General features: G+C 72.0%; 12 protein-coding genes and 1 pseudogene. 9 read left to right on the top strand and 4 right to left on the bottom strand.

The annotated features are described in order from the left end of the window. Positions 1-87: 87 nt before the first annotated feature. A pseudogene (locus EAO75_RS39965) lies at positions 88-996 on the top strand (MFS transporter); the annotation flags it as partial. Positions 997-1,216: 220 nt separating this feature from the next. Here EAO75_RS39965 and EAO75_RS39960 read toward each other — a convergent pair. Next, positions 1,217-1,900 (bottom strand): SGNH/GDSL hydrolase family protein, encoded by a 684-nt coding sequence (locus tag EAO75_RS39960; RefSeq protein WP_147999947.1) that lies wholly within the window; start codon positions 1,898-1,900, stop codon positions 1,217-1,219. A gap of 99 nt (positions 1,901-1,999) precedes the next feature. On the opposite strand from EAO75_RS39960, the gene EAO75_RS39955 reads away from it, so the two are divergent. From EAO75_RS39955 to EAO75_RS39950, 3 genes are all read left to right on the top strand, one after another. Next, positions 2,000-2,965, top strand: a complete 966-nt coding sequence (locus EAO75_RS39955) for a WD40 repeat domain-containing protein (protein WP_147999946.1) — start codon at positions 2,000-2,002, stop codon at positions 2,963-2,965. A 74-nt stretch (positions 2,966-3,039) separates the two neighbouring features. Then, on the top strand, positions 3,040-3,183 hold the full coding sequence (locus EAO75_RS46270) for a hypothetical protein (protein WP_187284763.1): 144 nt from the start codon (positions 3,040-3,042) through the stop codon (positions 3,181-3,183). Beyond that, positions 3,180-3,719 (top strand): hypothetical protein, encoded by a 540-nt coding sequence (locus EAO75_RS39950; RefSeq protein ID WP_147999945.1) that lies wholly within the window; start codon positions 3,180-3,182, stop codon positions 3,717-3,719. The genes EAO75_RS46270 and EAO75_RS39950 overlap by 4 nt, the downstream gene beginning before the upstream one ends. On the opposite strand, the gene EAO75_RS39945 is transcribed toward EAO75_RS39950, so the two are convergent. Continuing rightward, on the bottom strand, positions 3,716-4,492 hold the full coding sequence (locus EAO75_RS39945) for a TetR/AcrR family transcriptional regulator (RefSeq protein WP_147999944.1): 777 nt from the start codon (positions 4,490-4,492) through the stop codon (positions 3,716-3,718). The two genes, EAO75_RS39950 and EAO75_RS39945, sit on opposite strands and share 4 nt — an antisense overlap. A 102-nt stretch (positions 4,493-4,594) precedes the next feature. Here EAO75_RS39945 and EAO75_RS39940 point away from each other — a divergent pair, with 102 nt between their 5' ends. Then, positions 4,595-5,608: an ATP-binding cassette domain-containing protein gene (locus EAO75_RS39940; RefSeq protein WP_147999943.1), complete on the top strand. Its 1,014-nt coding sequence runs from the start codon at positions 4,595-4,597 to the stop codon at positions 5,606-5,608. Beyond that, positions 5,605-6,426, top strand: coding sequence for an ABC transporter permease (locus tag EAO75_RS39935; protein ID WP_147999942.1), 822 nt, complete (start codon positions 5,605-5,607; stop codon positions 6,424-6,426). Before EAO75_RS39940 ends, EAO75_RS39935 begins: the two co-directional genes overlap by 4 nt. An 87-nt stretch (positions 6,427-6,513) precedes the next feature. Here the strand turns inward: EAO75_RS39935 and serC are convergent, their stop codons facing one another. Then, complete coding sequence (serC, locus tag EAO75_RS39930) at positions 6,514-7,632, bottom strand: phosphoserine transaminase (protein WP_147999941.1); 1,119 nt, start codon at positions 7,630-7,632, stop codon at positions 6,514-6,516. Positions 7,633-7,823: 191 nt separating this feature from the next. Between serC and EAO75_RS39925 the strand changes: the two genes are divergently transcribed. The 3 genes from EAO75_RS39925 to EAO75_RS39915 all read left to right on the top strand — a co-directional run bounded on the left by EAO75_RS39925 (position 7,824) and on the right by EAO75_RS39915 (position 13,094). Next, positions 7,824-10,700: an FAD-binding and (Fe-S)-binding domain-containing protein gene (locus EAO75_RS39925; protein WP_147999940.1), complete on the top strand. Its 2,877-nt coding sequence runs from the start codon at positions 7,824-7,826 to the stop codon at positions 10,698-10,700. Positions 10,701-10,871: 171 nt separating this feature from the next. Continuing rightward, complete coding sequence (locus EAO75_RS39920) at positions 10,872-11,996, top strand: lipid II:glycine glycyltransferase FemX (RefSeq protein ID WP_147999939.1); 1,125 nt, start codon at positions 10,872-10,874, stop codon at positions 11,994-11,996. Positions 11,997-12,140: 144 nt separating this feature from the next. Continuing rightward, positions 12,141-13,094: an EamA family transporter gene (locus tag EAO75_RS39915; protein WP_147999938.1), complete on the top strand. Its 954-nt coding sequence runs from the start codon at positions 12,141-12,143 to the stop codon at positions 13,092-13,094. Positions 13,095-13,244: 150 nt separating this feature from the next. On the opposite strand, the gene EAO75_RS39910 is transcribed toward EAO75_RS39915, so the two are convergent. Continuing rightward, on the bottom strand, positions 13,245-14,040 hold a 796-nt coding region (locus EAO75_RS39910), incomplete at its 5' end, for a hypothetical protein (RefSeq protein ID WP_261989612.1).

Below are 14,040 nucleotides of genomic sequence, written 5' to 3'. Positions count from 1 at the left end.
AACGGGGGAACACACGTGACCACCAGGCTGTGGTTTGTCGTCGGCCTGACTCTGCTCGCCATCAATCTCCGCGCGGCCATCACCGGGATGCCGCCACTCATGGGCGACGTCCAGCGGGCGCTCGCCCTGTCCGCCACCCAGGTCGGCGTGCTGGCGACGTTACCCGTGCTGTGCCTGGGCGCCTTCGCCTGGCTCGCACCCCGCCTGTCCCGCCGGCTCGGCAGGCCGGCCGCCGTACACGTCGCCGTCGTGCTCCTCGCGCTCGGCGCCGCCCTGCGCGCCGTGCCCTGGCCGGTGGCGCTCTTCGCCGGAACGGTGCTGTCCGGGGCCGGTATCGCCGTCGGGAACGTACTGATGCCCGCGGTCATCAAGGACCACTTCGGCCGTCGGATCGGCGTGTACACGGGCCTCACCATGACGCTCATGGCCGTCTCCGGCGCGCTCGCCGCCGGAGTGGCGGTGCCGCTGAGCGCCGCGGCGGGATGGCAGTTCGCGCTCGCGGTGTGGGCGGTCCCCGCCGTACTGGCCGCGGCGGTGTGGGGACTGCTGGCCGCGCCGGGAGCGCGTGGCCGCCATCGCGGGACGCCGCCCGAGCCGCCGAGGGCGAAGGGCGGATCACTGCTGCGCAGCCCGCTCGCCTGGTGGGTGTCGGCGTTCCTCGGCCTGGTGTCGCTGATGTTCTACGTACTGGTGGCATGGCTGCCGCAGATCATGCAGGCGAACGGCTACCCGCCCGCCCAAGCCGGGCTGATGATGTCGGTGATGCTGACCATCGGCATCCCGCCGGCCTTCGCCGTCCCCCTTCTCGCCGCCCGCATGCACGACCAGCGCCTCCTGGTCCTGGCCGTCGTCGTGGCGAAGGCCATCTCCCTCGCGGGCCTGCTGCTGGCCCCCGCTCTCGGCTGGGTGTGGGTGTGTCTGCTCGGCGCGGCGACCGGCAGCGCCTTCCCGCTGGCCATCACGCTGCTCGGCCTGCGCACGGACGGCCCGGGGACCGCCGCCGACCTCTCGGGGATGGCACAGACGACGGGCTACCTGCTGGCCGGCCTGGGCCCGCTGGCCATGGGAGTGCTCCACGACGCCACCGGCGGCTGGTCCGTGCCCCTCGTCGTCCTGATCGCCCTGCTGGTGCCGGAAGCGACGGCCGGCCTCCTCGCCGCCCGCCCCGGCCACGTAACCCCGCGCGCCCGCCCCGGCCACGTAACCTCGCGCGCCCTCAGCGGCCCTCGTACGGCTTGCCCAGGTCCCACGCCTGATACATCGCCTCCGCATACGCCTCAGCGATCTTGTGCTCACCGCTCGCGTTCGGATGAGTGCCGTCGTACGTGTCCCGATGGATGTCGTACGACGCAGGCGGGGACGCCAGCAGCAGGGGCGAGCGGGGCTCGTCCAGGTCCGCGACCGCCTTCGCCAGCAGTTCGTTGAAGCGGGCGACCTCGGCGGCGAAGGGTGCGTCCGACTCGGCGCGCACGTTCGGGATCACCGGCAGGACCACCATCCGCACCCGCGGGTTCGCCGAGCGGGCGGCGGCCACGAAGCCACGCGCGTTGTCCGCCGTCTGTTCCGCGTTCGTGTAGAAGCCCAGGTCGATCAGGCCCAGCGAGACCAGCAGCACATTCGCCCGGCACGCCCGCACCGCCTCGCCGATCAGCGGCTCCATGTGCAGCCAGCCCTCGCCCCAGCCGGCCAGATGCGCCCGGGGGAAGGCCGGGTCGGGGTCGGCGTACTCGTACGACGTGGGGGAGTCCGACGCCTTGTCGTACAGCGCCTCGCGCGGGCCGACGAGGGCGAAGGGGCCGCCGTAGGTGTCACGCAGGTGCTGCCACATGCGGTAGCGCCACGTGTGTTCGCCGGCGCTGCCGATGGTCATGGAGTCGCCGACGGGCATGAACCGGAGCATCCGCTCATGATGAACGATCGCTACCGATCGGTAGGGTCGGGCGGGGTGTGAAGCCTGCCACGCCGCCCGAACGGTCGGAGCGGATGGCAGGCTTGGGGCATGCGCCGACCGCTCGCCATACTCGCCGGGGTCCTGCTCACCGGTGCCTTCACGCTGCCCGCCTCCGCCGCCGACGGGAACGAGGACTTCACGATCAAGGACCCGCGCATCACGGAGTCCAGCGGCCTCGCCGCCTCGCGCCAGCACCCGGGCATCTACTGGACGCACAACGACCAGGACACGGGCGCCTACCTCTACGCCGTCGACAGCAGCACCGGCGAGACGGTCGCGACGATCACCATGACGGGCGTGGGCACGCCGCGCGACGTGGAGGCGATCTCCATCGGCCCGGACAACGAACTCTGGGTCGGCGACATCGGCGACAACGACGGCGTGCAGTGGCCGTACGTCTGGCTCTACCGCCTCCCCGAGCCGGGGACCCTCAAGGACCAGACGATCCGCGCCACGCAGTACGTCGTGAAGTACTCCGACGGAACCCGTGACGCCGAGTCGCTCGCCGTCCACCCCAAGACCGGCCGCGTCTACATCATCGACAAGCAGGAGGACGGCGGGCACCTGTACGAGGGACCGGCCGAACTCTCCCCGTCCGGCACGAACGTCTTCAAGCCCACGACCCCCGTCGACCTGTGGGCCACGGACGCCGCTTTCTCCCCTGACGGCAAGACGCTGGCCGTCCGCGGATACCTCGGCGGCATCGCGTACGACTGGAACGGCGGCAAGCTCAAGCGCCTGGAGCGCATCAGCGTGCCGCTGGGCCAGGGCGAGTCCGCCAGCTACTCGCCCGACGGCACCAAGCTCATGCTCGGCATGGAGGGCGCGGGCAGCGCGGTGGTGGCCGAGGACGCCCCCGGCTCCTCCGACTCCCCCTCCGGCAGCGGGAGTTCGGCGGCTTCGGGCGAGGAGGGGGGCGGCGGCCCGAGCAGCGACCTCAAGGTCGGTGCGGTGGCCGTGATCGCGGCGTGCGTCGTGCTGTTCGGGTTGCGGCGGTTGCTGCGGCGGCGGTGAGGCGCGGGCAGGCGGCCCTGATAGCGTCACCGGACCCAGCCCGCCGATCTTGCCCGAAGGACCCCCCGCTCCCGATGGACAGCCCGCCTACGGCCCCCGACATAACGCGAGTGCTCCAGCACAACCGCACGCAGCTCTACCGGCACATGGCTACACGACTGGCGTCCGGCGCCGGTGCCCCGGCCTTCGGCGGCGGCATGATCGGGCTGGGCGTATGAAGCGTGTGCTCGGGTGGGTGTGCGGTGTCGTCCTCGCATTGGTCGCCGGCTTCTGGTGCGTCACCGCGACGGCCGACCTCGCGCTGTCCGCCGGTGTGTACGGCACCCCGGGCACCTACAAGGTGGGCACCTGCTACGACACCGACTCCAGCCGCAAGAACTCCGACTACGACTGCTACGGGGACTTCACGCCGGACGGCGGTACCCCCGCCGACGCCGTCTACGTGCACCTCACGGACACCGGGAACGACTACCCGGACGGCAGTGAGTTCGACGCGCGCCAGGGAATCGAGCCGCGGACGATTCAACGGGCCGGGTTCTGGGGCGTCGTGGGCGAGCTCTGGCAGGTCGCGATCTGCGTGGTGATCCTCGCGGCCCTCGCGTACCAGGCGATCAAGCCGCGGCACGAGTCCCCCCACAACCGGGAGCCCTCGCGCCGCCAGAAGGCGGCCGACCGGGTGGGCTACGCCGTTCTGGTCGCCGTTCCCGTGGGCCTGTTGAGCCTGATCGCCCAGGCCGCGCAGCCCACTCCCTAGTCCGCCGCCCGCTCGGCGACGAGGACTTCGAGGCCGTCCAGGATGCGCTGCAGGCCGAACTCGAAGTGGTCGAAGTCGGGGCCCCAGGTGTGCTCGTCGAGGGCGGCGAGGAGGGGATAGCGGCCGGACGTCATCACCTTCTCCAGCATGGGTGCCTGGGCCTGCCAGAACTCCGTGTCCGTCAGGCCCGTCCGGCGCTCCGCCTCGCGGGCGTACAGCTGGGTGCGCGCGGCGCCGACGACGTAGCCGTCGATCATGACGATCGCGGAGACCAGTTCCGGGTCCGTCAGGCCCATCGGCTTGATGCGGTCGAGGACCTTCTCCATGCCGTCGAGGGCGCTCGGGCCGAGGATCGGGCGGGACTGGTTGACCTGGAGCAGCCAGGGGTGGCGGCGGTAGAGGTCGAGGGTGGCGCGGCCGAGGGCCTCCAGGGCCGCGCGCCAGCCGCCGTCGCCGAGTTCGGCCGGGTTCTCGGAGGGGCGCTGGACGCGGTCCAGCATCAGGTCGAGCAGCTCGGCCTTGCCGGGGAGATAGCGGTACAGCGACATCGTGCCGGTGCCCAGCTCGGTGGCGACCCGGCGCATGGACACCGACTCCAGCCCCTCGGCATCCGCGACCCGGACGGCCGCTTCCACGATCTGGTCCAGGGTCAGCGTCGGCTTGGGCCCGCGGCTCGGGCGCCGGCCGGTGTCCCACAGCAGCTCCATCGTGCGGGCGATGTCGCCGCTGCCGCTGGTCTCCGTACCGCTGGTGCCGCCCTTGCCGCTCGTCATGGACTTCAGCTTAGGTGCTCCCGAAATAATTGGGTACGGTGTACGCGCTATCGGGTACGGTGTACTCAGTTTAGTGATGCTCGGCTATCGAGAGGGGGACCCATGGGGGACGGAAGCGACGGATACGCCGTACGGGCCGAGGGGCTGGAGAAGCGCTACGGCGACAAACGCGCCCTCGACGGCTTCGACCTGGCCGTCCGCGAAGGCACGGTGCACGGCCTGCTCGGCCCGAACGGCGCCGGCAAGACCACCGCCGTACGCATCCTGTCCACGCTGATCAGGCTGGACGGCGGCCGGGCGAGCGTGGCGGGGCTGGACGTGGCCCGGCAGCCGCGCGAGGTACGGGCGCGCATCGGACTCACCGGGCAGTACGCGGCCCTGGATCAGGTGCTCACCGGCCGGCAGAACCTGGAGATGTTCGGCCGTCTCTTCCATCTCGGCGGCAAGCGGGCCAAGGCGCGTGCCACCGAGCTGCTGGAGCAGTTCGACCTGACCGACGCCGCCGACAAGGGCGTCGACGACTACAGCGGCGGCATGCGGCGCCGCCTCGACCTCGCCGCGTCGATGATCCTCGCGCCCGCCGTCCTCTTCCTGGACGAGCCGACGACCGGGCTCGACCCCCGCAGCCGGGGCGAGGTCTGGGAGTCCGTACGGGCGTTGGTGGCGAGCGGCACCACCGTCCTGCTGACCACCCAGTATCTGGAGGAGGCCGACAAGCTGGCCTCGCACATCACCGTCATCGACCAGGGACGGGCCATCGCCGACGACACCCCGGACGGGCTGAAGGACCTCGTCGGCGGCGACCGTGTCGAGGTCGTGGTCGCGGAGCGGTCCGACATCCCGAGGGTGGCGAAGGTCGTGGCCCGGGTCTCGGACGGCGAACCCGAGACGGAGGAGGGCGAGTTGCGGGTGCACGCGCCCGTGCTCGACCGGGTGTCCGCGCTGACGGAGGTCGCGCGCACGCTTCAGGACGAGGGCGTCCAGGTCGAGGACATCGGCCTGCGCAGGCCGAGCCTCGACGACGTGTTCCTGCGCCTGACCGGACACCGTGCCGAGAAGGCCGCGAAGGGCGAGAAGGCCGAGAAGGCCGCGAAGAAGGAGGAGGTCGTCGCATGACCGCCGTCGAACTGACCGCCCCGGCCGACCGCGGCCGCCTGTACTGGGCTCTCGCCGACGTCTGGAACATCGTCCGCCGAGGCCTGACCCACTACCAGCGCCAACCGGTCAACATCGCCTGGCAGTTGGGCTTCCCGATCCTGTCCGTCCTCCTCTACGGCTATGTCTTCGGCAGCGCGATGAAGGTGCCGGGCGGCGGGGACTACAAGGACTTCCTGATGCCGGGCATGTTCGTGATGACGATGGCGTTCGGCTTCATCAACACCGCCACGGTCGTCGTCTACGACTCGACGAGGGGCGTCATCGACCGCTTCCGCTCCATGCCGATGGCCTCGTCCGCGGTGGTCGCCGGACGCGGGGTGACCGATCTGATCATCGCCTGCGCGGAGTTGGCGATCATGATGCTGACCGCCTTCGCGATGGGCTGGCGCCCGGACGGCGGGTTCGGCTTCCTCGGCGCGTTCGGGCTGCTGCTGTGGCTGCGGTTCGCGCTGATCTGGATCGGCGTGTGGCTGGGCCTCCTGGTCCCCAACCCGGAGGCCGCGGGCGGCCTGTTCGCCGTCGCCTTCCCCCTGACGATGATCTCCAGCATCTTCGTCGCACCGCAGCTGATGCCCGACTGGCTGGGCTGGGTGGCGGCCTGGAACCCCATCTCGTCCACCGCGGCGGCCACCCGCGAACTGTTCGGCACACCGGTCGGGGGCGGGGACTCCTGGGTCGAACAGCACGCGCTGCTGATGGCCGGGGTGTGGCCGGTGATCCTTACGGCGATCTTCCTGCCGTTGGCGGTGCGCAGGTTCCAGAAGCTGGGGCGGTGACGGTTGCCGTAGCTGGCTGAGCAGGACGTGCGAAGGGCGCCCCGCGGTGGTCCGCCGGGCGCCCTTCGGGTGTTGCGGGAGAAGCGGTTACAGCTTCTCGATCACGTAGTCCACGCACTTCGTCAGCGCCTCGACGTCCGCCGGGTCGATCGCCGGGAACATCGCGACGCGCAGCTGGTTGCGGCCGAGCTTGCGGTAGGGCTCGGTGTCGACGATGCCGTTGGCGCGCAGGACCTTGGCGACCGCCGCGGCGTCGATCTCGTCCGTGAAGTCGATCGTGCCGATGACCGCCGAGCGCTTGGCCGGGTCGGTGACGAACGGGTTGGCGTACTTGATGTCCTCGGCCCAGCCGTACAGCGTGCGGGCGGAGGTGGCCGTGCGGCGGACCGCCCAGTCGAGGCCGCCCTGGCCGTTGATCCACTCCAGCTGCTGGTTCAGCAGGAAGAGGGTGGCCAGCGCCGGGGTGTTGTACGTCTGGTTCTTGCGGGAGTTGTCGATCGCCGTGGGGAGGCTGAAGAACTCCGGGACGTGGCGGCCGGACGCGTGGATGCGCTCGGCGCGCTCGATCGCGGCCGGGGAGAAGACGCCGATCCACAGGCCGCCGTCGGAGGCGAAGGACTTCTGCGGGGCGAAGTAGTAGACGTCCGTCTCCGACACGTCGACCGGGAGGCCGCCGGCGCCCGAGGTGGCGTCGACCAGGACCAGCGCGCCCTCGTCGGCGCCCGCCACCCGCTTGATCGGCATGGCGACACCGGTGGAGGTCTCGTTGTGCGTGAAGGCGTAGACGTCGACGCCCGCCTCGGCGACCGCCTCCGGGTGCGTGCCCGGGTCGGCGGAGATGACGTCGGGCTCGGCGAGCCACGGGGCGAGCTTGGCGGCCTTGGCGAACTTGGAGCTGAACTCGCCGAAGGTGAGGTGCTGCGACCTGTTCTCGATCAGGCCGTGCGTCGCGACGTCCCAGAACGCGGTGGAGCCGCCGTTGCCGAGGACGACCTCGTAGCCGTCGGGCAGCTGGAACAACTCGCGGATGCCCTCGCGCACCTGACCGACCAGGTTCTTGACCGGGGCCTGGCGGTGGGAGGTGCCCATGAGGGAGGTACCGGTCGCGGCCAGCGCGTCCAGCGCTTCCGTCCGCACCTTGGAGGGGCCCGCGCCGAAACGTCCGTCGGCGGGCTTGATGTCAGCGGGAATCTGGATCTCAGCCACGGGGGGAGCGTAGCCGTTTCGGGAAACCTGGGCGAAACCTCGTCCGTCGGATGAGACGGCGGCTCGGCGGGCGTCGGACCTGGGGGCTGCCGCCCCCAGACCCCGGCTTGGGCCCTGAAGGGCCTTGTCCTCAAACTCCCCCAAGCTCTTCGAGCAGGGGGGACCCCCAGACGAGCTGATTGAGTGGACGTATGTCGGAACTTGAGGCGGAGCTGCGCAGGGTCGTCCGGGGCGAGGTCGGGTTCGATGTCACCTCTCGGGCGTTGACCACCATGGACGCGTCCAACTACCGGCGCGTCCCCCTGGGTGTGGTCGCACCACATGACGCCGACGACGTCGCCGCCGTACTGGAGGTGTGTCGGGACCACATGGTGCCGGTGGTGGCGCGTGGGGGCGGTACCTCCATCGCCGGGCAGGCCACCGGCACCGGCGTCGTCCTGGACTTCACCCGCCACATGAACCGGCTCGTGTCCCTGGACCCGGACACCCGCACCGCCGTCGTCCAGCCCGGCCTCGTCCTGGACCGGCTCCAGGACGCCGCCGCCCCGCACGGGCTCCGCTTCGGGCCCGACCCCTCCACCCACAGCCGCTGCACACTCGGCGGAATGATCGGCAACAACTCCTGCGGCTCGCACTCGGTGGCCTGGGGGACGACCGCCGACAGTGTGTGCGAACTGGACGTGGTCACGGCACGCGGGGAGCGGCTGCGGCTCGGGCAGGGGTGGGCCGGCGCGCCGCAGGGGCTGCGGGAGCTGGTGGAGGGGGAGTTGGCCCGGCTGCGGACCGGCTATCCCGAACTGCCCCGCCGCATCTCCGGGTACGCGCTCGACGCGCTGCTGCCGGAGAAGGGCGCCGACGTCGCCCGGTCCTTCTGCGGCAGCGAGGGCACCCTCGGCATCCTCACCGAGGCGGTCGTACGCCTCGTCGAGGCGCCACGCGCGCGTGCGCTCGCCGTGCTGGCGTACGCCGACGAGAGCGCGGCCGCGGAGGCGGCGGCCGGGCTGCTCCCGCATGGGCCGCTGACCGTGGAGGGCATGGCGGCGGACCTGGTGCCGCAGTCGGCGTCGGCCGTGCTGCCGAGCGGCGGGGCCTGGCTGTTCGTGGAGACGGGCGGGGAGTCGCAGGGCGAGGCACGCGCGCGTGCGGAGGCGATCGTGCGGGCCGCCGATGTCGTCGGCTCGCTGGTCGTCACCGATCCGGGCGGGCAGCGGGCCCTGTGGCGCATCCGGGAGGACGCCAGCGGTACGGCGACCCGGATGCCGGACGGCTCCGAGGCCTGGCCCGGCTGGGAGGACTGCGCGGTGCCGCCGCGGCGGCTCGGGGCATACCTGCGCGACTTCCGGGCGCTGCTGGTCGCGCACGGGTTGCGCGGGACGCCGTACGGGCACTTCGGGGACGGCTGCATCCACGTCCGGATCGACTTCGACCTGCTGACGGAGGCGGGCGTCGGCCGCTTCCGGCGCTTCTCGGAGGAGCTCGCCGAGGTCGTCGTGGCGCACGGGGGCTCGCTGTCCGGGGAGCACGGGGACGGGCAGGCACGGGCCGAACTGCTGCCGAAGATGTACGGCGCCCCCATGGTGGCCCTGTTCGAGCGGGCCAAGGGAGTGTGGGACCCCGACGACCTGCTCAACCCGGGGATGCTGGTGCGCCCGGCCCCGCTCGACTCCAACCTCCGCTTCTCCGTGCTGCCCAGGAAGCCGGTCGACGTGGCCTTCGGCTACCCGGCCGACGGCGGCGACTTCTCGGCGGCCGTACGGCGCTGCGTCGGGGTCGCCAAGTGCCGTACGACATCGGTGGCGGGCTCGGCCGTCATGTGCCCGTCCTTCCGGGCGACCGGTGCGGAGGAGCACTCCACGCGCGGGCGTGCCCGGCTGCTGCACGAGATGCTCGCCGGGGAACTGGTCACCGAAGGGTGGCGGTCGGCCGAGGTGCGCGACGCACTGGACCTGTGCCTGGCCTGCAAGGGGTGCCGCTCCGACTGTCCGGTCGAGGTCGACATGGCCACGTACAAGGCGGAGTTCCTGCACCACCACTACGCGGGCCGCAGGCGCCCGGCCGCGCACCACAGTATGGGCCGGCTGCCGCAGTGGCTGCGCCTGGTGGCACGCACGCGTACCGCGTCGGTCGTCAACGCCCTTGCCGCCGTACGGCCCTTGGCTTGGATGGCGAAACGGCTCGGCGGGATCGCGCCGGAGCGGGAGATCCCGCGGCTGGCGGCGCGGACGTTCAGCCGGTGGTGGGAGCGGCGGGACAAGACCCCCGTCGCTCCGGACGCCGACCTGGTCATCCTGTGGCCGGACACCTTCACCGAGCACCTCTCGCCGTCCGTGGGGCAGGCCGCCGTACGCGTGCTGGAGGCGGCCGGGCTGCGGGTGGCGCTGCCGCCGACGCTGCGTCTGCGGACGCCTTCGGGGAGCGAGGGGGTGACCGTCGCGCTGGATCCGGTGTCCCTGCTCCGGGGCCGGGAGCGCGTCTGCTGCGGGCTGACGTACGTCTCGACGGGGCAGCTCGACCGTGCCCGCGCGGTGCTGCTGCGCACGCTCGACCTGATGGAGCCGGTGCTGGAGACGGCCGCCCCGGTCGTCGTCCTGGAGCCGAGCTGTGCCGCCGCCCTGCGCTCGGACCTGCCGGAGCTGATGCACGACGATCCGCGGGCCCGCCGGCTGGCCGACCGGGTCCTGACCTTCGCCGAGGCGCTGGAGCGGCACGCCCCCGACTGGACGCCGCCGCGCGTCGGGCGTCCGGCGGTCGGGCAGACGCACTGCCATCAGCACGCGGTACTCGGCGACGCGTCCGACCGGCGGCTGCGCGAGGCCGGGGGGCTGTCCGGGGAGCTGAGCGGCGGCTGCTGCGGTCTCGCGGGCAACTTCGGGTTCGAGAAGGGGCACTTCGAGGTGTCGGTGGCGTGCGCGCAGGAGCAACTGCTGCCGGCGGTGCGGGGAGCGCAGGAGGGGGCCGTGGTGCTGGCGGACGGGTTCTCCTGCCGGACGCAGCTGGAACAGCTGGCGGGGGTGCGGGGGCGGCATCTGGCGGAGGTGCTGGCGGAACGGTTGGAGGAGCAGCGGTGACGTGCGGTGGCGGGTGCTCCGACGGGGGCGGCTGCTCTCGGTGGGCTGCCGTCCTGGGCTGAAAGCGGGAGCGCGGCCGCAGACGGGCGCCCCCGCCCGCGCTTCGTACGCCCGGGGCACAGGACGCTGCATACGCTGGCCGGACACAGCCGTCCACAAGGAGCCCCGCACATGGCCCTCCGCGTCCAGTCCATCTCCCGCGACGAACATCTCGCGTTCGTCGCGGCCCGCCCGTCCGCCAGCCATATGCAGGTCCCGTCCTGGGGAGATGCGAAGCCGGACTGGCGGGCGGAGAGCCTGGGGTGGTTCGACGAGGAGGGGCGGCCGGTGGGGGCCGGGCTCGTGCTCTACCGCCCGCTTCCGAAGCTGAAGAAGTACCTCGCCTACCTCCCCGAGGGCCCGCTCGTCGACTGGCACGCCCCCGACCTGTGCGAACGCTGGCTCGAACCGCTGCTCGCCCACCTCAAGCGGCAGGGCGCCTTCTCGGTCAAGATGGGCCCGCCCGTCGCCGTACGCCGCTGGAGTCCCGACGCGGTGAAGGCGGCCATCGCCGACCCGGCCGCCCGGCGGCTGCGGGACACGGAGCCGACGTCGTACGAAGCGGGCGCCCAGGACATCGCCGAGCGGCTGCGCCGGTCCGGCTGGCGGCAGACCGAGCCGGGCGGCGAGGACGGCTTCGCCGCCGGTCAGCCGCGCTACGTCTGTCAGGTGCCGTTCGCCGGGCGGACGCTGGAGGACATCAACAGCGGCCTCAACCAGCAGTGGCGGCGCAACATCAAGAAGGCCGAGAAGGCCGGCGTGAAGGTCGTGCAGGGCGGCTACGACGACCTGCCCGTCTTCTACGACCTCTACGCCGAGACCGCCGAGCGCGACCGTTTCATCCCGCGCCCGCTGCCCTACTTCCAGCGCATGTGGACCGCCCTCACCGCCGAGCACCCCGACCGCATGCGTCTCTACCTCGCCCACCACGACGGTGACACCCTCGCCGCCGCCACGATGCTGACCGTCGGCGACCACGTCTGGTACTCCTACGGCGCCTCCACCAGCCGCAAGCGCGAGGTCCAGCCCAACAACGCCATGCAGTGGCGGATGATGGCCGACGCCCATGAACTCGGCGCCGCCGTCTACGACTTCCGCGGCATCACCGACACCCTGGAGGAGTCCAACCACCTGCTGGGCCTGCTCCGCTTCAAGGTGGGCGCCGGCGGCGAGGCGGTCGAGTACCTGGGGGAGTGGGACTTCCCGCTCAACCGGATGCTGCACAAGGCACTGGATCTGTACATGGCACGGCGTTAGGCACCCGGGCCGCCACTCACCGCGCCCGTCCGTCCACACTCTGGGACAGTGGCATAACAGGTTCACACACCTGACGAGGTCCACTACCCTGGACTCGGAAGTGCAGTGCGATGAACAAACCCGAGCCGAGCCCCTGGAACGCCCGTGAGCACCCCTGACGCCGCCACCACGCCCTCACCGACCCGCGCCCGGGCCGTCCCCGCGCCGACGACCGGTGCCCCGGGCCGCTGGGGCTCGCTCGGTCCCGTGGGTCTGGTGCTGGCCGGCGGGATCTCGGTGCAGTTCGGCGGTGCCCTCGCGGTGAGCCTGATGCCGCGGGCCGGTGCGCTCGGAGTGGTGGCGCTGCGGCTGCTGGTGGCGGCGATCGTCCTGCTCGTCGTCTGCCGCCCCCGGCTGCGCGGACACTCCCGCACCGACTGGGGCACGGTCGTCGCCTTCGGCATCACCATGGCCGCGATGAACGGCCTGTTCTACCAGTCGGTCGCCCGCATCCCCCTGGGCCCCGCGGTCACCCTGGAAGTCCTCGGCCCCCTCGCCCTCTCCGTCCTGACGTCGCGCCGTGCCGTCAACTTCGTCTGGGCCGGACTCGCTCTCGTCGGCGTCTTCCTCCTCGGCGGCGGAGGCTTCGACAGTCTCGACCCCGTAGGTGTCGCCTTTGCCCTGGCGGCCGGCGCCATGTGGGCGGCCTACATAGTCTTCAGCGCCCGTACGGGCCGCCGCTTCCCCCAGGCCGACGGGCTCGCCCTCGCGATGGCGGTGGGGGCCGTGCTGTTCCTGCCCCTGGGCATCGCCGAATCAGGCGCGAAGCTCACCGACCCGGTGACCATCGGGCTGGGCGCGGCCGTGGCGATCCTCTCCTCGGTCCTGCCCTACACCCTCGAACTCCTCGCCCTGCGCCGCCTGCCCGCGCCGACCTTCGCCATCCTGATGAGCCTGGAACCGGCCGTCGCGGCCACGGCCGGCTTCCTCGTCCTCGACCAGGCCCTGTCCGCCCCACAGGCCCTGGCCATCGCCCTGGTCATCGGAGCGAGCATGGGCGCGGTGCGGACACAGGTGGGGCGGGGGCGGACGAAGGCCGCCCAGCCCGGGAACGGCTAGGGCCTGTCGTTTGGATCAGGCCGGCTGAGAGAGGCTGCGCCTTTCAGCCGACCCGAGCGGTGCCAGGCCCCGCGACGCCGGCATGATCCGCCGGACAGGCCCTGGGCGTCTTCCCGGGCCGTCATGCCGGAGTTGGCGGCGACTTCCGGATCACGCCGACGGTGCGGGCCCCGGCGTCCCCTCGCGCATAAGCAGATCCCGGACGGCCAGGCCGTGCCGCGAGCGCAGCCGGCTCAGTTCCCACAGTCCCACCGCGGTCACCGAGACAGGGGCGCCGAGCATCAACAGGATCCGGACCGGGGCCGGCACGCCCGCGTAGGCGCCCGTGAACAGGTCGACCAGGGCCATCTCCCACACCAGCGTCATGGCCAGCAGCGGCGGCATCGTCTCGTGGATGTCGGCGGTGCGGAAGACGTGGACGAGCGCCAGGCCGACGCCCCAGACGATGAAGGGCACCACCCATACGAAGATGACCACGCAGACGATGACCGTCACGGCGGTCATCGCCGGGTTGGTCGCGAAGCGGCCCTCGACGAAGCCGGTGAGCACGACCACCGGGAACACGAACACCGCGCCGATCAGCGCCACGATCGCGCCGAAAGGCTTGGCGGCTCGGCGCAGCAACTCCCGGCGGGCCGTGGCCGGCACCAGGGTGAGCAGGACGCCCACGGCGACCGGGAACGTGACGGACAGCATCAGGACACTGATCCAGGACTGGTCGGTGCGGTTTTGGGCGACGTCCCCGATGGAGTCCGAGATCTTGTAAGTGAGTGACATCCAGACCACCGCGGCCAGACCCACCCAGGTGCGGGTCCTCTGCATGCGGGCCACCACGGGGTCCTCGACGATGCCCGGCCTGGACGGCTTGAACACCCTGCGCGCGACGGGGATGGGGCCGAACCTCTGCCACAGCCGCGCGAACAACCCGGGCGCCGGCGGCGGGCCC

Origin of the sequence: Streptomyces sp. UW30 (assembly GCF_008042075.1) — a bacterium.
In the GTDB taxonomy this organism is placed as follows: domain Bacteria; phylum Actinomycetota; class Actinomycetes; order Streptomycetales; family Streptomycetaceae; genus Streptomyces.
This window is presented reverse-complemented; position numbering and strand designations above follow the sequence as displayed.